Origin of the sequence: Hyphomonas sp. (genome assembly GCF_018402285.1) — a bacterium.
GTDB lineage: Bacteria > Pseudomonadota > Alphaproteobacteria > Caulobacterales > Hyphomonadaceae > Hyphomonas.
Window position 1 is genome coordinate 209,845 of the sequence record NZ_JAGYJH010000006.1, and the last position, 19,013, is coordinate 228,857.

16 protein-coding genes are annotated in these 19,013 nt (G+C 65.1%); 6 read left to right on the forward strand and 10 right to left on the reverse strand.

Annotated features, from left to right (window positions below; translation table 11 throughout):
• Window positions 1-302: 302 nt before the first annotated feature.
• Complete coding sequence (gene murB / locus KG722_RS12815) at window positions 303-1,250, reverse strand: UDP-N-acetylmuramate dehydrogenase (protein ID WP_213272195.1); 948 nt, start codon at window positions 1,248-1,250, stop codon at window positions 303-305.
• Between the two features lie 71 nt (window positions 1,251-1,321).
• Entirely contained in the window at window positions 1,322-1,894 is a 573-nt protein-coding gene (locus KG722_RS12820) for an EF-hand domain-containing protein (protein ID WP_213272197.1), read from the reverse strand.
• Window positions 1,895-2,151: 257 nt separating this feature from the next.
• Between KG722_RS12820 and KG722_RS12825 the strand changes: the two genes are divergently transcribed.
• On the forward strand, window positions 2,152-4,599 hold the full coding sequence (locus KG722_RS12825; protein ID WP_213272198.1) for a PAS domain-containing sensor histidine kinase: 2,448 nt from the start codon (window positions 2,152-2,154) through the stop codon (window positions 4,597-4,599).
• Window positions 4,600-4,721: 122 nt separating this feature from the next.
• Here the strand turns inward: KG722_RS12825 and KG722_RS12830 are convergent, their stop codons facing one another.
• Complete coding sequence (locus KG722_RS12830) at window positions 4,722-6,035, reverse strand: dicarboxylate/amino acid:cation symporter (RefSeq protein ID WP_213272199.1); 1,314 nt, start codon at window positions 6,033-6,035, stop codon at window positions 4,722-4,724.
• Window positions 6,036-6,160: 125 nt separating this feature from the next.
• Here KG722_RS12830 and hrpB point away from each other — a divergent pair, with 125 nt between their 5' ends.
• Entirely contained in the window at window positions 6,161-8,599 is a 2,439-nt protein-coding gene (gene hrpB / locus KG722_RS12835; RefSeq protein ID WP_213272200.1) for an ATP-dependent helicase HrpB, read from the forward strand.
• A gap of 22 nt (window positions 8,600-8,621) precedes the next feature.
• A complete protein-coding gene (gene dacB / locus KG722_RS12840; protein WP_213272201.1) occupies window positions 8,622-10,064 on the forward strand; it encodes a D-alanyl-D-alanine carboxypeptidase/D-alanyl-D-alanine-endopeptidase in 1,443 nt (480 codons plus the stop codon).
• Between the two features lie 12 nt (window positions 10,065-10,076).
• Here dacB and KG722_RS12845 read toward each other — a convergent pair whose 3' ends face one another.
• On the reverse strand, window positions 10,077-10,505 hold the full coding sequence (locus KG722_RS12845) for a hypothetical protein (RefSeq protein ID WP_213272202.1): 429 nt from the start codon (window positions 10,503-10,505) through the stop codon (window positions 10,077-10,079).
• Window positions 10,506-10,784: 279 nt separating this feature from the next.
• Between KG722_RS12845 and KG722_RS12850 the strand changes: the two genes are divergently transcribed.
• On the forward strand, window positions 10,785-11,342 hold the full coding sequence (locus tag KG722_RS12850; RefSeq protein ID WP_213272203.1) for a hypothetical protein: 558 nt from the start codon (window positions 10,785-10,787) through the stop codon (window positions 11,340-11,342).
• 383 nt (window positions 11,343-11,725) lie between these two features.
• On the opposite strand, the gene KG722_RS12855 is transcribed toward KG722_RS12850, so the two are convergent.
• The 6 genes from KG722_RS12855 to KG722_RS12880 all read right to left on the reverse strand — a co-directional run bounded on the left by KG722_RS12855 (window position 11,726) and on the right by KG722_RS12880 (window position 18,229).
• The gene (locus KG722_RS12855) at window positions 11,726-12,373 is read right to left on the reverse strand and encodes a pseudouridine synthase (RefSeq protein WP_213272204.1); all 648 of its coding nucleotides are present in this window, start codon (window positions 12,371-12,373) and stop codon (window positions 11,726-11,728) included.
• Window positions 12,370-13,794, reverse strand: coding sequence for an ATP-binding protein (locus KG722_RS12860; RefSeq protein WP_213272205.1), 1,425 nt, complete (start codon window positions 13,792-13,794; stop codon window positions 12,370-12,372). Before KG722_RS12860 ends, KG722_RS12855 begins: the two co-directional genes overlap by 4 nt.
• Window positions 13,795-13,855: 61 nt before the next feature.
• Window positions 13,856-15,289 carry an FAD-dependent oxidoreductase gene (locus KG722_RS12865; protein ID WP_213272206.1) on the reverse strand — a complete coding sequence of 478 codons (1,434 nt, stop codon included), beginning with the start codon at window positions 15,287-15,289 and terminating at the stop codon, window positions 13,856-13,858.
• Window positions 15,282-16,031, reverse strand: a complete 750-nt coding sequence (locus KG722_RS12870; protein ID WP_213272207.1) for a VTT domain-containing protein — start codon at window positions 16,029-16,031, stop codon at window positions 15,282-15,284. The genes KG722_RS12865 and KG722_RS12870 overlap by 8 nt, the downstream gene beginning before the upstream one ends.
• Window positions 16,032-16,098: 67 nt before the next feature.
• Complete coding sequence (locus tag KG722_RS12875; RefSeq protein WP_213272208.1) at window positions 16,099-16,926, reverse strand: DUF547 domain-containing protein; 828 nt, start codon at window positions 16,924-16,926, stop codon at window positions 16,099-16,101.
• Window positions 16,927-17,050: 124 nt separating this feature from the next.
• A complete protein-coding gene (locus KG722_RS12880; RefSeq protein WP_213272209.1) occupies window positions 17,051-18,229 on the reverse strand; it encodes a serine hydrolase domain-containing protein in 1,179 nt (392 codons plus the stop codon).
• A gap of 194 nt (window positions 18,230-18,423) precedes the next feature.
• Between KG722_RS12880 and rpmH the strand changes: the two genes are divergently transcribed.
• Together rpmH and rnpA are read left to right on the forward strand one after the other, a co-directional pair.
• A complete protein-coding gene (gene rpmH, locus KG722_RS12885) occupies window positions 18,424-18,558 on the forward strand; it encodes a 50S ribosomal protein L34 (RefSeq protein WP_011645442.1) in 135 nt (44 codons plus the stop codon).
• 38 nt (window positions 18,559-18,596) lie between these two features.
• On the forward strand, window positions 18,597-18,962 hold the full coding sequence (gene rnpA, locus KG722_RS12890; RefSeq protein WP_213272210.1) for a ribonuclease P protein component: 366 nt from the start codon (window positions 18,597-18,599) through the stop codon (window positions 18,960-18,962).
• Window positions 18,963-19,013: the final 51 nt, after the last annotated feature.

Sequence of the window (19,013 nt, forward strand, 5' to 3'; positions counted from 1 at the left end):
GCCCGGGGCGCGTGTCAGGCGGGGGCGGGGCGGTTTTGCGGCGGATTACCGAAATATCATGAGGCGGTGGCACCTGAAGCGGGCGGCACGGAACGTTCCGTTTGTTCGCCGGCATGACCGGCGCGGTGGCGCTCGCGCCTTCAGGCCGATCTTCACGGTGGAGATGAAGGGGAAGTTTTGAGGGCGTGGGGGGTGAGCGGAGCGATACCCACCGGTTTGCGTGGAGGATGGTGGGTTACGCCTTCGGCTAACTCACCCTGCGCGGTCTGTCTTGCCAGGGTGTGCCTGGCTGAGAGGTGCTCCTAAACCCTCTGCACACGGCCCATGCGGCGAACTTCCCAGCGGAGGTCTACGCCCGACGTTTCCAGAACGCGTGCCCGGACGAGTTCGCCGAGGGCTTCAAGGTCGGCCGCCGTGGCCTCGCCCGTATTGATCAGGAAGTTGCAGTGGAGGGGGGAGACCTGCGCGCCGCCGACTTTCAGGCCGCGGCAGCCGGCCGCGTCGATCAGTTTCCAGGCGGAGCGTTGGTCCGGCGTGCCCGGAGGGTCGGGGTTGGCGAAGGTGGAACCGGAGGTTTTTTCCTTGATGGGCTGGGTTTCGGCGCGGCGGGCCTGAAGGGCGGCGATGTCTGCGTTGATCTTTTCCGGATCGCCCGCGCCCGTGCCTTCCAGGATCAGGCGGGTGACGATGAGGTCGTCCGGCAAATCGGTATGCCGATAGGAAAAGTGGGCCTCGGGCAGGGCGCCGGGCTTGCCGGGGCCGCGATAGGCGGCGCGGCTGCCATCGCGGCGGAAGCCATGCAGGGCGACGAGCCGGTCGCGCAGCTCGGCGCCATAGCAGCCGGCATTGGTGCGGGTCGCCCCGCCGAGCGAGCCGGGGATGCCGGAGAGGAATTCCAGGCCCGTGATGCCATTGGCGGCGGCGGTCTTTGCGACGGCAAGGTCGAGCGCGCCGGCGCGGGCCGACAGCGTTATGCCATCGGTGGCTTCGATCTCGCCCCAGTATTTGCCCATGAGGCGGATGACAACACCTTCGATGCCGCCATCGCGCACGATGAGGTTTGAACCGACACCCAGCACGGTGACCGGGACAGCTGGGTCGAGCGCGGCGAGGAAGGTGGCAAGGTCTTCTTCATCGGCGGGCAGGAAGAGCGCGTCTGCCGGGCCGCCGACGCGGAACCAGGTATAGGGGGCAAGCTCGGCGCCGGGGATCAGCTTGCCGCGCACGGATGGGAAAGAAAGCAGGGTCATGGGCGAAACTGGGTTTCCTGAACCGCGCGGAGTGTCAAGCCGCCCGGAAAGGCCCGCGGGAAGGAGAAGCGTTAGCGGGACGGCCCGCCGGGGGGCAGCTCGCCGCGCGGGAGGCCGCCTTGCGCAAACCGGCGGTCTTCCTTCTCGGGCCGCTCGGGCGCGATGAGGCTCACCAGCGTGATCTCGCCCGCGCCGTCCTGGTAGGAGGCGGCCAGTTGCAGGATCACGGTGAAGAATTCTTCATAGGTGACGATCCGGTCGAGATTGGGATCGAAGCGGACCGGATTGGCGAGGGTATCATCGCGCACCGGCATGTTGGCGGCCCAGGCCTGCTGTTCCAGCGCGGTGAGCTCGCCATCGCCATTGGCGTCGGCCAGCGTAAAGGCTGCGGCAATGCCCTCCCTGAGCTCGTCCTGGGAGAGCACGCCGTTGCCGTCCGCATCAAAGCTCGCGATCAGCACGCCGCCGGGAACGAGGCGTTCCGCCTTACCGCCGCGCAGGGCGATCTTGTCGGGCTGGCCGGCCTGCTGGCCCGGGAGGCGCACGATTTCGTCGGTTTCGGTGCCGTCTGCCTCGTTGCCGGAGGCGCCCGCCGTCAGCGGCAGGGCAAGGGAAAGAACAAGGCTGGCAATGAGGGCGCGCATGCCGGGAAGGCTCCTGTGAGGCCGGTTTCGTTAACGTAAGTGGGTGTGGCAGGTTTGCAACACCAATCTGCAGGGCCGGCGGCTCCGGGCCCCGGGGGATCTGCTGGCAGCGTGACGGAGCCTGTATTAACCCCGCCTTAACGCTCGCGGCACCATTCATTAACCAGTATAAACCTTCGCGAGTCGCGGCGCCCGTTCGCGTGCGCGGCCGGCAATGACCGGCAATGTTTTGCCAACGATAGAGGCCCGCTAGCTCGATGACCGCTGAACAGATGCCCATCCTGATGGCAATTGGCACTGCGCTGCTGGCGCTGGGGGCGCTGCTCTGGGCGCTCCGGGTGTCGGACGGGGCGCGGGGGGCGGCCAAACGCTACCGCGAAGTGGCGGGCGACCGCGAAACCGAGAATGCCGGGCTCAAATCTGTGTTAGGTGCCCATCCGGGGGTCATTCTCGTCTGGCAGGGCGACCAGCTGGAGCTGGACGGGGACGAAATCACCCCGCCGGAGCTTTACGGATCGCCCGTGGCGCTCGCTGGATTGCTGAGCTTTACCGATGACGCGATCTCGCCGGACCCGGCAGTTCGCATCGTCGAGGGGCTCGCGGATCTTGAGGCGCGCGATTCGGCCGGTCAGGACACCACGCTGCGCATCCGCCTGCGGGAGCTGCGCGAGAGCGGCCAACCTTTCTCGCTGACCATCATCGGCACCTCGGGCCGCTTCCTGGAGGCGGACGGGCGCACGGCCGGGGTGCGCGCGGTGGTTTGGATCAACGACACGACGATCAAGGGGCTGGAGGAAAGCTCGGCCCGGGGCAAGCTCGAAGAGGCGCGGCAGGTGATTGCGCGCGACCCGACGGCCTTCCTCGACATGCTGGGCAAGGCGCCGTTCCCGGCCTGGCGCGTGTCCGGCATGGGGCGCCTGCAATGGGCCAACCCCGCCTATATCGAGGCGGTCGATGGCGGCCATCTCGACCGGGTGCTGGAGCGGCAGATCATGCTGGACCAGGCGGTCAACGAGCAGGCGCGCAAGACGATCACCGACGGCGCCGAGCATGACGAGACCCGCCATATCGTCATCAATAACCAGCGCCGGGCCATGCGTGTGCTGACCTTCCCGCTGTCGGGCGGGGCAGGGTGCATGGCGTTCGATGTGACCGAGCAGGAGAACTCCCGCGAGGAGCTTAACCGCCATGTGCGCGCCCATGACGAGACGCTGAACCATGTGGCCGATGCTGTCGCCATCTTCGGGCCGGACCGGAAGCTGAACTTCTACAACAAGGCCTTCCGCGACATGTGGGACCTGGAGGAGACCTTCCTGCTGGACCGGCCCAGCCATGGCCAGCTGCTCGACCGGCTGCGCGAGAAGCGCAAGCTTCCGGCACGGATGAACTATGCCGAATGGCGCGCCGAGGAGATTTCCTACTATCTCGACATTGACGGGGTGAAGGAAGACAAGTGGTCGCTGCCGGATAACCGCACGCTCTCAGTTACGCGCCAGCGCCACCCGATGGGCGGGCTGCTGGTATTGTTCAAGGACATTACCGACCATCTCTCCCTGCAGACGCGCTTCAACGCGCTGATCAAGACGCAGTCGTCCACGCTGGACAATCTGCACGAGGCGGTTGCCGTGTTCGGATCGGACGGGCGGCTGAAGCTGCACAACCGCGCCTTCGAGCGGGTGTGGGACATTCCGTCTGACCGGCTGAAGGACAAGCCCGACTATGACGATGTGATCCGGGGCTGCGTGCCGCTGTTCCACGACATGGACATCTGGGAAGCGATAAAGGTTCACATCACTGACCCTACCGCGCGCCAGTCGACCACCGGCGAAATGCGCCGCTCTGATGGCTCGCTGCTGACCTATCTCACCCATCCGCTCCCGGATGGAAACACGATGATCGCCTTCGCCGATGTGACCGCCACGCGGCGGGTGGAATCAGCGCTGCGCGACCGGGCTGAGGCCTTCGAGGCGGCCGACCGGCTGAAGACCGAGTTCGTGCGCAATGTGAGCTACCAGCTGCGCTCGCCGCTGACCACGATCTTCGGCTATGCCGAACTTCTGGAGACTCAGCGCAATGGCCCGCTGACCGAGCGCCAGACAGATCATGTGCGCGCCATTCTTTCCGCGTCAGACCATCTCAACAAGCTGATCGAGAACATTCTCGACCTCGCCCTGATCGAGGCCGGGCGGCTTGACCTTGAACTCAGCGATCTCGACCTTGAGGAAGTGATCCACCAGAGCGTCGAACTGGTTGTCTCGAAAGCCGAAGACACCGAAGTATCCGTACGTGCAGAGATTACCGGGCGGCTTGGCCAGATGCGGGGCGATGAGCGCCGGATCAAGCAGGTCCTGTTCAACCTCATCTCCAACTCGCTGCGCTTCACCGAGCCTGGCGGAGAAATCGTGGTGGCGGCTCAGCGCATGGGCGACATGATCACTCTCAGCGTCCGCGATAATGGCGCAGGCCTTGAGGCGGAAAAGCGCGCGACCAGCTTTGACAGCTTCGTCTCTGGCGACCAGCGCGGCGCGGGTCTCGGCCTGGCACTGGTGAAACATTTCATCCATCTGCATGGCGGCACGGTCGGCATGAAGTCGGTCGATGGCGGGGGCCTTGAGGTCACCTGCTGGCTGCCCTCGCAAGCCCCGGTCACGGCTTCCCTGCCGCCCAGCCAGAGCAGCTTCGAGCCCCAGCCCACCGCGCATTGAGCGGGCCCATCGCCTAACAAACAAAAGCCCGGCCTCTCATAGCGAGGCCGGGCTTTTTTTCAGGTCTGTGAGCCCCTCATTCCCCTCCTCCCCTCTCCCCGGGTGGAGAAGGAGCTTGAAGATCACACCGGATCTTTCGCCCGGAACACGTTCTCGTCGAGGTCGCCTTCCCATTTGGCGACGGCGGTGCCTACGGCGAGGTCGCCGGTGATGTTGGTCACGGTGCGCATCATGTCGAGGATACGGTCGAACGGGAACAACACGGCGATGATCAACACGATCTGCTCCGGGCTTGCCCCGACGATGCTGAGCGTGGTGGTGGCCAGCAGCAGGCTGACCGAGGGAACACCCGCCGTGCCGATCGATACCAGCGTCGCCATGATGATGATGGTGAGATACATCCCCGGCTCCATCGGGATGCCGAGCGCCTGAACCGCAAAGAGCGCGATCAGGCCCTGATAGAGCGCCGTGCCGTCCATGTTGATCGTTGCGCCGAGCGGCAGGACCGAGGAGGCAACCGGCTTGCCGATGCCGAGATTCTTTGTGGCGCAGGAAATCGTCATCGGCAGAGTGGCGTTGGATGAAGAGGTCGAGAAGGCGACCATCTGTGCGTCAAACACGCCCCGGAAAAAGGGGATCAGCGGCAGGCGCAGCACGCCCTTCACAATGAAGCCATAGGTGAACAGGATGTGCAGGAGGCAGGCTGTGTAATGGGCCAGTGTCATCTTGCCGAGCACCGTCAGCACGCTGAGCCCCCGGTCGCCCATCACCCAGGCCATGAGGGCAAGCACGCCGAAGGGGGCAGTCTCCATCACGATCAGCGTCAGCTTCATGATCGCCTCGGAGGCAGAGTTGAACAGCTTTTCGACCGGCTTGCCCGCCTCGCCGGCCATCATGATGCCGATGCCCAGGAGGATGGCGAAGAAGATGATCTGCAGCACATCGCCCCGGGCGAGGGCATCGATGGGGTTTTTGGGAATGATCGAGAGCAGTGTGTTCATCAGCTGCTCACCCACAGTGCCAGGAGGCGCGTTGGCGGCAAGGCGTGACCGGGTCGATTCAATGTCGCTGGCCGAGGCAATGGACGTGTCAAAGCCCGCGCCGGGCTGGACGAGCGTGCCCATCAGGAGGCCGAAACAAATGGCCAGAACCGTGGTCCCCATATACATCGCCAGCGCCTTGCCGCCGAGGCTGCCGAGGCGTTTGGGGTCGCCCATCGCCAGCACGCCGGAGACCAGCGTAGTGAAGATCAGGGGCACGACGAGCATCTGGATAAGGCTGATGAAGGCGTCGCCAATCGGCTTGAACCAGGTCGTTACGATCTCGCTGGCCCGCTCCGGGCCGAAGCCATAGCGAAAGGCTAGACCTATCAGCGTGCCCAACACGAGGCCGACCAGCACCCGCTTCCACAGATCGATTGCAAACCAGGCCTTCATACGCCACTCCCAGCAGTTACCCGGGGGCGACGGTAGGCGGCAGGGCATCAGAAGGCAACCGCCAGGTCTGATGTGCCGCCGTCAGCGCTTGCCATAAGGGCAGGGGCGGCCCTATCAGCGGGCAGATGACGCGCGCCGAGGCCCTTCCCATTGATGAGGTGATGCCGGAAATTCTCCGGGCATTGGCGGCAGGCCCGCGCCTTGTGCTGGCCGCCCCGCCGGGCGCAGGCAAGACAACGCGCGTTCCGCTCGCGCTGGCAGGGCTGCTGGGGGCACCCGGAGTGATTGAAGGCCGCATCCTCCTGCTGGAGCCGCGCCGGGTGGCAGCGCGCATGGCGGCCGAGCGGATGGCAGCCTCACTCGGCGAGCGTGTCGGACAGACGATAGGCCTCACCACGCGGGTCGACCGGAAAGTCTCGGAGAACACGCGCATCGAAGTCATCACCGATGGCCTTTTCACGCGTCGCATTCTGGCCGATCAGGAACTGACCGGCATTGGCGCTGTGCTGTTCGACGAATTCCATGAGCGGCGCCTCAATTCCGATCTGGGCCTTGCCCTTGCGCTGGAGGTCCAGTCAGTTCTGCGCGAAGACCTCCGCCTCCTGATCATGTCCGCCACGCTGGATACAGCCGCAGTTTCCTGCGCCATCAGCGCACCGGTGATAGAGAGTGAAGGCCGGATGTATCCGGTAGAGACGCGCTATCTCGGCAAGTCTGACGACCGGATCGAAGACCGGATGCCGAAAGTCATCCGCCAGGCATTGCGGGAGGAAGAGGGCTCCGTGCTCGCCTTCCTGCCCGGCGCGCGGGAGATCAACCGCGCGGCCGAAGCGCTAGCCGGTCTAGGGCCGGACATTATCCTCGCGCCGCTCTATGGCGCGCTCTCGCCGGGCGAGCAGGATGCGGCCGTTTCGCCCGCCCCGCCCGGCAAACGCAAGATCGTGCTCGCCACCGACATTGCCGAAAGCGCGCTGACGATCGAGGGCGTCCGCATCGTGATCGATTCAGGACTGTCGCGCGTGGCGGAGGAAGACCTTGGCGGGCTCGGCAGCCGGCTCACAACCGTGCGCGCCTCGCGGGCTTCGGCTGACCAGCGCCGGGGCCGGGCCGGGCGCACCGCGCCGGGTGTCTGCTACCGCCTCTGGGATGAAGCGGCGACGCGCGGCCTGATGGCTGCGCCGACGCCGGAAATTCTGGTTACGGACCTTTCCGGGCTTGCCCTGACGCTGGCCGAATGGGGCGCGCCGGACACAGGCGCGCTCACTTGGATGGACGCCCCGCCCGTCGGTAAGCTGAAAGGCGCGCGCGCCCTGCTCATCGCGCTGGGCGCGCTGGAGGAGGACGGCGCGCTGACGACAAGAGGCAAGGAAATGGCGCGCCTGCCACTGCCTCCGCGTCTTGCCGCGCTGGTCGCCTCAGCGCCCGGCCTGGCGGAAAAAGCGCTCACCGCCGAGGTTGCCGCCATGATGAGCGAGCGTGGCATGGGCGGGGACAGCAGCGATCTGACCCAACGCTTGCAGCGCTTCCGTGCCGATGGCAGCCAGCGCGCCCGCGCCCTGAAACAGCAGGCGAAAAGCTGGGGCGGGGGCGAGACGCCGGGCGGCGATCTGGCAAAACTGCTGGCCCGCGCCTGGCCTGACCAGGTCGCACGGCGCAGGCCGGGCAGCGCGGGCAGCTATCTGATGGCATCGGGCCGCGCCGCCGGTGTTCAGCCCTCGGATGGCCTCGCCAAATCAGACTGGCTGGTCGTAGCCGATCTCGGCGGCGCCGCGAAGGAGCCGCGCATTCTGCTGGGGCTACCCCTAAGCGAGGCTGAAGCGCTCAGCAGCCAGAAGGCATTGACCGAGGAGCGCGCGGCCTTTGATCCCAAGACAGGCAAGTTCACCGCCCGCCGCGTCAAGGCGCTCGGCGCGATTGTCCTCTCCGAAGCGCCCCTGCCGAAGCCCTCGGCGGAGGCGGCGGCCATCGCCATGCTGGCGGCTATCGAAACCGAGGGTTTTGCTGCCATCGGGTCAGGCGAGGTGATCGAGGAAACGCTGAGCCGCCTGGGCATCCTCGCCGAAGCCGGGCTGATCGAAGCGCCGGGCCTGACGGTTGAGGCCCTTTTGGCAACCGCGCCCGACTGGCTGAAACCCGCGCTGAAGCGGCGCGGCGCGCAGCTACCCGAGGCTCATGATGTGCGCGACGCGCTCGTTCAGTCGCTGGGCTGGACCCTGCAGGAAGCCCTGCGCAATCATGCCCCGCTCAGCCTTGAGCTGCCGTCCGGCCAGAGCGTGCGAGTGGACTGGCTCGATCCGCGCGCGCCGCTGGTCTCGGCCCGGGCGCAGGCGTTCTATGGCCTGACCGAACATCCAAAGATTGCCGCCGGGCGCGTGGCTGTCACCGTAGAACTCCTTTCGCCCGGCATGAAACCGGCCGCCACCACACAAGACCTCGCGCGCTTCTGGGGCGCAGGCTACAAGGACATGGCCAAGGACATGCGCGGGCGCTATCCAAAGCATGACTGGCCGGAGGATCCGGCAAATGCCCGCGCCCATGAGGGGCGTACCAAGAAGCGCCTCTAGGCAGTAAAAAGGACGGTTACGGATGATCAGGTTCCGCTTCCTCTCCGGCGCGCTCGCCGCCGCCTTCCTGGGGCTTGGCGCCTGTACCACCACGCCGCCCGAGCCTCCCCCGCCGGCGCCGTTCGCGTCAATGGACGTGGAAGGCGTACGCTGGGGCGTCTCCGTGATGACACTGGATGGCCGGGAAGTGTTTTCCCGCAGCGCGGACGAAAGGTTCATCCCGGCGTCCAGTACCAAGGTCTTCACCTCAGCTGCTGCCTTTCATTACCTTGACGCTCTCGACACGCCGGACCCTTCCGCGGGCACCTCGCTTTGGCTGGAGGCGCGCGGGGAGGGCGAGGCGCCCGATCTCGTGCTGATGGGCGCAGGCGATCCGGGCCTCAGGGATGGTCCCGATTGCCTCGACAATTGCCTGCATCAGCTGGCTGATGCTGCCGTTGCAGCAGGTGTCACCCGTGTGCGCGACGTGATCGGGGACGATACGCTTTTGCCCGCTGCGCTCTGGGGGCAGGGTTGGAGCTGGAACAACTTCGTCTGGTACTACACCGCTCCGGTCTCTGCCCTGACCGTCAACGAGAACACGCTCGGCGTCATCGTCTCGCCGGGTGCAGCGCCGGGGGACCCGGCCATGTACCGCTGGGCGCCCGGGGACGATCTGCTCCTCGTTGACAACGACCTGATCACCGGGCTGGCAGGCAGCGAGCCAACCCTGCGCCTTCAGCGTGTGCCGGGGCTCGAGATACTCAGGCTCACCGGCTACGTCCCGGCAGACGCGGCCCCGCGCACCTATGCCGTGGCTGTCCGCGATCCGGCGGAATCGGCGGCGCTGCGCCTGATCGTCCTTCTGAGTGAGCGCGGCGTGGCGGTGGAGGGGATGATGCGCGCGCGCCATGAACCCGCCGCAGATGCGCCGCCGCCCTCCCTGATTGCCCGCCTCACGCCTGCGCCGGTCTCTGACAGTGTCCGTCGCATTCTCGTCAACAGCCAGAACCTCCATGCCGAGCTGCTCCTGCGCCGCATCGCGCTGGCGCGCGGCGAACTTTCCCCCGAAGGTGGCCCCGAGATCCTCACCGCGCTGGTGGCAGAAGCCGGCCTCACGCCGGTTGAAGCAGAACTCTTCGATGGCTCGGGGCTTTCCACCTATAACCGCGTCACCCCGCGCGGCATGGCGACATTCCTGCGCTGGGCCGCCGCCCAGCCCTGGGGAAATGACTGGCGCGCGATGATGCCCGTGGGCGGGGCGGACGGCACGCTGGCGCGCCGATTCAGGGGCACGTCGCTGGAGGGCAAAATCTTTGCCAAGACCGGCTCGCTCCACGGCGTCAACGCACTCTCTGGGTTCATGATCGCGCGCAGCGGCCAGACGCTGGTGTTTGCGGTGTATGCGAACGATCGCCCGGCCGAGGCGCCCTCGATCATTGGAGAGATGGACGCAAATCTCCTGCGGATTGCCGAAGAGAATTAGGCCGCAGACAGATCAGTTCGGGCGGCGGGTCGTCTCCTCGCCCCAGTCCATGCCCATGGACCGCTTCATCCAGTCGGAGAAGGTGGCAGGTTTCTTCAGCGCGTTAGCCTCCAGCGAGCCATAGGAGACAAGCGCGCCATCCTTGCCCTCCAGTCGCACGCCGCGAATGCGCTCGCCTATATGGCTCCAGTCATAGGATTGGGCTGGATCGAGGATCAGCATCACCTGCTCGCCGCCCTTGCCTTCAAGGTCGCGCCCGAAGACGAGACCGTAGACCTTCTCGCGGCCCCAGAGGCCGTGGCTGGCCGCCTGACGCTTGCCATCGAGCAGGACTTCGTCCCAGAGGAGATTGCGCCGCCATTGCAGCACATGCATCCGCTCACCCGAAACGATCTTGATATCGACTTCGTGCAGCGCAACGCGAACGAGTTCAGCATGCATGGAACGGCTCCTTGTGAATTTTATCGTTTTTCAATATATGAACGAGCCACCTCCGTCAACATACGTATTACGCTCCAGACCGCCATGAGCGACCTGATATATTCGCATCTGGCCCATTCGGGTGCTTCAGGAATGCGCCTTCAACGAGCGCTTCATTGAAAGGCGCTGAAGGAATGCGTGAGATGGGCAGTCGAAGATATTTGAACCCGCTGAGCCTGAATGGCCACGTTATGGGGGAAGTCTCGTTCCAGAGGATGGTAAGCGATGAAGGGTGGGGAAATGCAGATGGTTCGTGAGGCGGTTGCCGTTTTCCAGACCGAGAAGGACATGCAGGCAGCAATTGATGATTTGCTGAACCATGGCTTCAATCGAGCGGAGATGAGTCTCCTTGCTTCTACAGAGGCCGTTGAAACGAAACTCGGTCACAGGTTCCGTTCTGTGCGGGAATTGGAGGACGACCCGGAGGCCGCCACCATTGCCTATTCCACGGTCGAGGTGTCTGGTGCAGCTGAAGGCGCTGTCATCGCCACACTCACCTATCTCGGGGCTTTGGCGGCTTTCGTTCCCGTGGTCGCTGGCGGGGGCGCCCTTGCCGCTGCGCTCATTGCTATGGGAGTCGGCGGTGGGAGCGGGGCCACAATCGGCGCGCTTCTGGCCCGGCTGATTGAGAAAGACCATGCCGACTATATTGCAGACCAGCTTTCACACGGCGGTCTGGTCCTGTGGGTTCGAACCTGGAATTCGGACGATGAAGCCGCGGCGATGAGGATCCTGAAGTCGCATTCCGGCGAAGACGTGCATGTCCACGGCGTACAGACCCCTTCTTCGGATTCCTAGAAGGCTTTAACGCAGCCCAGCTTCCTCGAAACACACCATGGCATCCCGCCAGGCGTATTCCAATGTGCTGCGAAGAGCAGCAACGGAACTTGGCTGTTGCGGGTCCATCGCATCAGTTACCAGCTCTATAAACTCGAACACGGCTTCTGAGCTGATAACGCAGGTCCATACAGGCGCAGGGCCCTTCGGAAGCAGAGGACAAGCAAAACCAGCTCTTCGGGGGTCAGAGAAAACTCTCCGAATGGCTCATTCGCGGTCATAGCAACCATATCTCTATTACAAGCTCGGTCTGGGCGGCTTATCAGCAAAGATAGGCGGCCAAGCCTGCGTGTGCTGGAAGGCAAGTTCAATACGCCAGCTCCGATCGGTTTGTGTGAGCCAGATCAGAAAGGGCAGGGCGCCTCAAATTCCATCCGTTCATTCGTGGCCGGATGGGCTAAGGCGAGCTGCGCCGCATGCAGCGCCAGGCGGGGCCGCGCCGCCAGAGCTTCGCCGCTCGCATAGAATTCATCCCCCAGGATCGGATGGCCGATGGCGGCCAGATGCACGCGCAGCTGGTGCGAGCGCCCGGTCAGCGGCGTGAGTTTAAGCCGCGCAGTTCCAGCCGTAACAGAAAGCGTTTCATAAAGCGTTCGGCTCGGCTTGCCTATCTCGGGGTCGACCTTCTGCAGGGGCCGCCTTGGCCAGTCGGTGATCAAAGGCAGGTCAATCTCGCCGCTGGCCGGCTGAGGCGTCCCCCACACATCGGCAAGGTAGCACTTCTCCACCTCGCCGCGCTCGAAGAGGCCCGAGAGCGCGCGCTGCATCTCCTTGCTGCGCGCCATCATGAGGAGGCCACTGGTCGCCATATCCAGCCGGTGCACGGTCAGCGCATCGGGAAACTCTGCCTGCACGCGGGTAATGGCGCAGTCGGCCTTGTCTGCGCCCCGTCCGGGCACGGAGAGAAGACCCGAGGGTTTGTCGATCAGGATCAGATGCGCGTCGCAGTGGATATAGCATACCGGCCCGGGCGCCGGGGCATAAAGGCTCATGCTTCAAGGCCCGGTAGCGCCAGCCGGAACACGGTGCCTTCTGGTCCGGTGCTGGCGAGCGTGAGGCCGCCGCCCAGCGCCTGCGCCAGTTCATTCGCAATCACGAGGCCAAGCCCCGTTCCGCCCATCCGGCCGGAGCCGGAAAAGGGGCGGAAGAGGTTTTCCTGCGTCTTCTCGGGCAGGCCCGGGCCATTATCGGAAAAGATGAGCGCGCCGTCTTCGATCCGTATCCGGATTTCCGGATCGGGTGTGTCGGTCTGGCGCATCGCCTCAGCCGCATTGCGGATGAGGTTCGCCGCGATCCGGTGGAGATGGTCGGCGTCCGAGCGGATCACCAAGGTCTCGTCCACGCCGATCTCGATCCCCATGCCGTTCTCGACCAGCGCTTCTTCGGCCGCGCCCTGCAATACGCCCAGGAGGCGCACGGTCTGCATCACCGGCGCGCGGGGAGCGGCCTTGCCATAGTCGAGCGTGGCGGTGGCCAGTTCGATGGCGCGTTCCAGCGCGCGTTTGAGGCGCGGCGCGGCGCGCTGCACGCGCGGGTCTTCAGACCGGGCAAGCCCGTCGGAAACCAGCTGCGCCGAAGCAAGCGAGTTGCGCAGATCATGATTGATCTTGGCGACCGCGCTGCCGAGTTCAGCCAGATGCGCGCGCTGGCGGAAGGAGTCAGCGACGGCCTCTTCCATGCCTGCCAGGGCGTTCTGCGCGCGGCCGATCTCGTCGCGCCGCTTGGTGGGCGAGAGACGGCGGGTCCAGCTGCCGGGGTCGCGGCTGAACTGCTCAACGCTCACCGTCACTCGCCGCATCGGGCGCACGACAATGGCGTCCAGCACCAGATAGATGACGAGCGCCGCCACCAGTGCAATGATCAGGGAAAGACCGGTCACGCGCCAGGCAAGGTTCACCATTGTCTTTTTCAGCGGCGCCTGAGGCACCAGCACTTCGATCACGCGGCCTGGCTCGGAGCCTTCGGCAACGACCACCAGCATCTGGCCTTCGGGAGCAAAATATTCGCTCATCGCCGCCACGCTCTGGCCCAGCATGGTGGGCGCGCGTAGGTCCACAATCCGGGTGGGCGCTTCTTCCACGGGCTTGGCCGGGGCCAGCAGCTGGATGCGCATCTCGTCTTCCAGCTCGGTCACAGCGAGCACTTCGGCCCGCTCCAGAAGGCTCTCGGAAAGCTCCTCGGACACTTCCCGCATCGGCGCAGCCTCCAGCGCCAGCGCTGCAATGCGGGCCGCCTGTACCCGCTCGCCCAGCCATTGCGTGCGTACATTGCTGGCCGACGGCACGAAGATCAGCGCTTCGGTCAGCAGGATCGCCCCCAGCGTCAGCGCGAACAGGCGCGCAGCCAGGCTCTCCGTCAGGCGCCGGGCGCGGCGCTGCGGAGGCAGGTTCGGGGAAGGGCCAGGCTCACTCACGGGCGCAGGCTTATGCCAAAACCGCCGCAAGGGAAACTGCGCCAGAAAATGTGAGCAATCCTCAGGGGATCTTCTGCAGGATCCCCACCAGCGTGCGCGCCGGCGCTCCAAAGACGCTCGGCGTGAAATAGGCAGAGGCGGCCCGTTTCACCACTTCTGTGCGCGTGGGATAGGGCGAGATGAAATTGGTCAGCGCCGTCAGTTTGAGGCCGTTGGACATGGCGAGCCCCACCATCTGGATGATGTCGCCCGCGCCTTCGCCGACAATTGAGGCGCCCACCAGCTTGCCCTTGTGGAGGACAAGCTTGGCCTCGCCCAGCGTCTTGCGCTCGGCAATGGCGCGGTCATTGTCATGAAAGGGGAAGGCGGAGGTTTTCACTGCCTCGCCGAACTTCTCCCGCGCTTCGGCTTCGGTGAGGCCGACCTGCGCCACTTCCGGGGAGGTGTAGGTGACCGCCGGCAAGGGCAGGCTCGAGGCTTTCGAGCCCTGCTTGAAGAATGCCCGGCGCACGAATACCGAGGAGTGCCATCCGGCAAGGTGGGTGAACTGGCCTTGCCCGGCAATGTCGCCCAGCGCCCAGACGCGCGGATTGCTCTTTGAGCGGAGATTATCACCCACCGTGATACCGGCGGGCGTGTAGTCCACCCTGCCTTTTTCGAGGTCCAGCCCCTCGGTCACGGCGCGGCGCCCGGCAGCGACGAGGATATGACTGCCGGTGAGGGTCACTTCGCCGTCCGGGCCGCTTGCGGTAAGGGTGATCCGTCCGCCCTCGGCGGAAACACGCGACGCCTTGTGGCCTTCCAGCAGGGTCACACCTTCGGCGCGGATGGCGTCGACGGCGATCCTGGCATGGGCCGCATCAGCCCGCGGCAGGGCGTGGCCCATCTCCACCACGGTGACCTTTGAGCCAAGACGGCAGAAGGCCTGCGCCAGCTCCATCCCGATCGGCCCGCCACCAAGGATGATCAGTTCACGGGGAAACTCCGGCGCTGAAAAGATCGTCTCATTGGTCAGATAAGGCGCCTCGCTCAGGCCGGGCACGGGCGGGATCACCGCCCGGCTGCCGGTGGAGACGATGATGCGCCGCGCCTTCACGCGCACGCTGTCAGAGATCAGCGTGTTCCTGTCCTCAAACCGGGCCGCCTCACGGATCACCGTGCAGCCGAGGCCCTCGAACCGCTCCTGGCTGTCGACCGGCGCGATCGTCTCGATCGCGCCGCGCACATGGGCTTTCACTTCGTCCCAGTTCACGACCGCCGCAGGCAGGGAAATGCCATAGCGGGCGGCCTCTTCGGGCGCATGCGCAACCTTGGCCGCCGAGATCAGCGCCTTGGACGGCACGCAGCCAAAGTTGAGGCAATCGCCCCCCATCTCGTGCTTCTCGAACAGGACCACCTTGAGGCCCAGCATCGCCGCGCCCGCCGCTGCAGAAAGACCGGCAGAGCCAGCGCCGATGACCGCAAGGTCAGCCTTCAGGGTAGTGAGTTCAGACATTGGCGGGGGCTTTCCTGGGGAAGAGTTTCTTATAGGCCGCCGGAATCAGCGCGACGATGCCGAGCGCCACGAAGGCGGGCAGGAAATTACTGGCGAGCGACCCGATGTCCGGCGTGCCGCCCTCCAGGAGGGTCCCTTTCACCGCCGCCCCGATCCAGGTGTAGGCAAGGGTGCCGGGAATGATGCCGAAGAAGGTCGTGATCGCATAGTCGCGGTATCTCGCGCCCAGGAGGGCGGGCGCAATGTTGACCGCCGCAAACGGAAAAAGCGGGATGAGGCGCAGGGCGAACATGTAGGAGAAGGGGCTCTCGGCAAAGCCCGACTGCATCTTGCCGAGGAACGGCCCGGCCACCTCGCGCAGCACGGCTCCGATGGAGGTCTTGGACGCAAAGAACAGGATCGAGGCGCCCAGGGTTGCCCCGATCACGGTCGCCGGCGTGCCCAGAACGAGACCAAAGAGGAAGCCGCCCCCGATGGTCAGCGCGCTGCCCGGGATCATGAAAGCCGTCGCCGCCGCATAGACGAGCACATAGGCGGCAAGCGCCAGCAGAAGGTTCTCCCGCACCATCGCGTCGAGCGCGACGGCATTGTCGGAAAGCGACTGGAGACTGAGATATTCGTCCCAGCCTTGCGAGAGGGCAAGGCCGAGCCCGGCGAGGATGATGTAGATCGGCCAGAGGCGGACCCAGAGCGGTGCCGGCTTCTTGGCGCCGGTCTCGTCTGCGGGGGGAGTGTCTGTCACGTCAGGGCTCTTTCGTTGGCGTTTCGGCGGGCGTCATCGGAGTTCTTTGCTCGCTTATGCACGCTTTTTAACGGATTGAAGCATCATTGAGTGACCAGTCATAACTGTCCCTTACGATCTTCGGATTGGCCCGAATGTCATCTGCGAGACTTGGAGCGGCATATTTCTCAAGATGGGCAATCACGGCCTCTTTGGAGCCTCCGAAATCAGCCTCGAACCAGTCATAAATCGATGAAACAACAAGGCCCCTGGGGGTCACCGTCACGCCGCGCGGATGATTTACATAGTCCCGCGCCGCCTGGTCGAGATCGGCCGCCAGCGTGGCCGTTTCCCAGGCTTTCCGGGGCAGGTTCGGGCAGCTGTAGGAGGCGCAATTGATGGCATAATGGACTTCCGGCGTGCCCCAGACCTTGCGCAGGATCTTGTGCTCGATCCCGTCGAGACTGACCTCCTGACGCCCCGCGCGCAGCTTGATGCCCTTCCACGGCCCGCCGATCAGATGGCCGTCCTTTATGGACTTTACCGGATACTTTTCAAGGATATAGCGTACGGTTACGGCGTTGTAGATATTCGCCCAGGCGGCAAAGTTGGCGTCCGTACGAGCCGAGAGGTCGGCTTCGGCGAAACCTGCGATATAGGCGTCGAGCGCCGCCCGGTCGGCCTTGCTGGCGGCGAACGCGGCATAGTCCACCCGGGTGATCCCGTCGGGCGAGGCCTTCACGTATTTGGCCAGCAGCTTTGTCCATGCGGTGTGCTCGGCCTTGGCCATCGGGGCGTCCTTTGTTGCAGGCGGGCGTGTGTCCGCTGTCTGGGCCTGCGCCGCAAGAGGGGCCGCCGCCAGGCAAAGCGCCAGCAGGCTGAGACGGGCGAGGGCAATTGGCCGAGAGAAGGTCATGGACGCAGCACCTTTGAAAACGGGATTGCCCGCCTCATAGCGCCCAGGCGCCGCAAAAGCGCCTCACGACCTTGAGATGTCAGGTCAAACCCGCGTGATCTGACGCGAACGCAGCAGGCAAAGCTTACTTCGCGGCCCCGGCTGCGCCCGCGTCGAGCCCCATCCAGTCGCGGGGCGGCAGGCCATAGATCATGTCCATGACTTCCAGCTCGATGCCCACCGGGCGCCGGGAGTTGGAGTTCCAGAGCGCCACCACACCTGAATCAAGTTCGGGGTCGAACAGCATCAGCGACCGGTAGCCCTCAACGGCCCCGCGATGGCCGACCACCTTGTTGCCAGTCACATCATACTTGTAGGCGCGCCAGCCAAGGCCGTAGCGGGCGTCCTGCATCCGGCTCTCAAACTGGTTGCGCAGCCGCGACTGCTCGCGCGGAGTGTAGACGCGCGGGGTGTGCAGTTCGCTCAGCGTTTCCGGCGCCAGCACATTCGGCGCCAGCCCCATCTGGGCGCGCGCAAAGAGCGCCAGGTCATGGATCGAGCCATTCACCCCGCCCGCCGCAGGCACCTTGTAGTAGGGGTCCTTCACCGTCCGCAGGGACGGCAGGAGATCTCCGCGCCGGCGTTCGTATGGTTTTGCCCAGGAGGCCGAGCTTTCCAGTGCGGCCCGGCCGGTGCTCGCGGTGGTCATCTTCAGCGGCCGGAAAATTATGATTTCAGCTGCCGCGGCATAGGTCAGCCCGGTCGTTGCCTCGACGACCTCGGCCAGGGCATCGAAGGCCACATTCTGATAGGAATGGCATTCCCGGATCGGGCAGACGACCTTGAGGCTGCCGAGGCGCCGCCGGATATCGGCCGGGTCGCCGCCATCTTCCAGGAGGGTGTCATAGGCGTTCGACACGACGCCCACCTTGTGGGCCATGAGGTCTTCCAGCGTCGCAACCCGTTCGCCCCCGCCCGGCAGGCGCAGGCTGGTCTTGAAGGAAGCAATCGTGTCGGTCAGCGAGAACCGCCCCTCCATCGCGAGCTTGGTGACAAGGCTCGTCGCCACGCCCTTGGAGAGGGAGGCCCAGCGGAAAACCGTATCCTTCGTAACCGGGCCTTCGCCCTCGGCCGTGATGCCATAGCCCCGCACGAAGGTGATCTCGCCATTCTCGATGACACCGACGGCGAGGCCGACAATCTCATCTTCCCGGGAAAGTTGGCTCAGGCGCTGGTCGAGCCGGTCATAATCGACCGCCTGCGCGCTTGCGCCGCCTGTCACAAAGACCAGAAAGCCGAGCAGAAGCGCGTAAAAACGGACCATTCCCATCCCTCGGGCTGACAAGCATTCGGAGAGAATTAGGCGATGGGGGACACCAAAGTGTAAAGACCGAAGGCGCATGCCAACTGCATTTGGCGCGCAGAAGCGGCGCGGAATCACGTTCGCCCCGCTTGACCTGCCTCCGCCCGCCCTGTATTGGCCGCGGTTTCCAGAATTCAAGCCGTCAGGGCCGTCCGATGAAACGCACATTCCAGCCGAGCAACCTCCGCCGCGCCCGCACCCATGGCTTTCGCGAGCGCATGTCGACGAAGAACGGCCGCAAGGTCCTGGCGCGCCGCCGCGCGAAGGGCCGCAAGACCCTGACGGCCTGACGGATTTTCCCTGCGCCGGCAGGTCCGGCGCCTTGGTAATGCCGCCCGATCTCATCCCCATGCCAGAAGTGCGCCGGCTCCGCCGCCGCCCCGAATTCACCTATGTTCGTGACGGGATCACCGAGCGACGCAAGACGCTTGTGGTTCAGGCCCGCGCCCGCCGGGGAGACGAACCGGGCGGGCATGTCGGGGAGGGGTTCACCGCCACCAAGAAGGTTGGCGGCGCGGTCGACAGAAACCGCGCCAAGCGCCGCCTGCGCGAGGCAGCACGGCGGCTTCTCGCCCAGCATGGCCAGCCAGGATGGGACTATGTGTTCATCGCCCGGGAAGCGACACTTGATACCGGCTGGGCACGTTTGCTTGACGATATGGAAAGCGCGCTGATAAGCCTCGCGCGCACTTGACCCTAAAGCCCCGCGCCTGCCGACCGGCACGCTCTCAGCCCCGCGGACACC

Bases quoted from the DNA above. Each gene is read 5' to 3' on its own strand.
- murB (WP_213272195.1), bottom strand. From the start codon at position 1,250: ATGACCCTGCTTTCTTTCCCATCCGTGCGCGGCAAGCTGATCCCCGGC.
- KG722_RS12880 (WP_213272209.1), bottom strand. From the start codon at position 18,229: ATGGTCCGTTTTTACGCGCTTCTGCTCGGCTTTCTGGTCTTTGTGACA.
- KG722_RS12845 (WP_213272202.1), bottom strand. From the start codon at position 10,505: ATGCATGCTGAACTCGTTCGCGTTGCGCTGCACGAAGTCGATATCAAG.
- KG722_RS12855 (WP_213272204.1), bottom strand. From the start codon at position 12,373: ATGAGCCTTTATGCCCCGGCGCCCGGGCCGGTATGCTATATCCACTGC.
- KG722_RS12820 (WP_213272197.1), bottom strand. From the start codon at position 1,894: ATGCGCGCCCTCATTGCCAGCCTTGTTCTTTCCCTTGCCCTGCCGCTG.
- hrpB (WP_213272200.1), top strand. From the start codon at position 6,161: ATGACGCGCGCCGAGGCCCTTCCCATTGATGAGGTGATGCCGGAAATT.
- KG722_RS12850 (WP_213272203.1), top strand. From the start codon at position 10,785: ATGCAGATGGTTCGTGAGGCGGTTGCCGTTTTCCAGACCGAGAAGGAC.
- KG722_RS12865 (WP_213272206.1), bottom strand. From the start codon at position 15,289: ATGTCTGAACTCACTACCCTGAAGGCTGACCTTGCGGTCATCGGCGCT.
- dacB (WP_213272201.1), top strand. From the start codon at position 8,622: ATGATCAGGTTCCGCTTCCTCTCCGGCGCGCTCGCCGCCGCCTTCCTG.
- KG722_RS12825 (WP_213272198.1), top strand. From the start codon at position 2,152: ATGACCGCTGAACAGATGCCCATCCTGATGGCAATTGGCACTGCGCTG.
- KG722_RS12830 (WP_213272199.1), bottom strand. From the start codon at position 6,035: ATGAAGGCCTGGTTTGCAATCGATCTGTGGAAGCGGGTGCTGGTCGGC.
- rpmH (WP_011645442.1), top strand. From the start codon at position 18,424: ATGAAACGCACATTCCAGCCGAGCAACCTCCGCCGCGCCCGCACCCAT.
- KG722_RS12875 (WP_213272208.1), bottom strand. From the start codon at position 16,926: ATGACCTTCTCTCGGCCAATTGCCCTCGCCCGTCTCAGCCTGCTGGCG.
- rnpA (WP_213272210.1), top strand. From the start codon at position 18,597: ATGCCGCCCGATCTCATCCCCATGCCAGAAGTGCGCCGGCTCCGCCGC.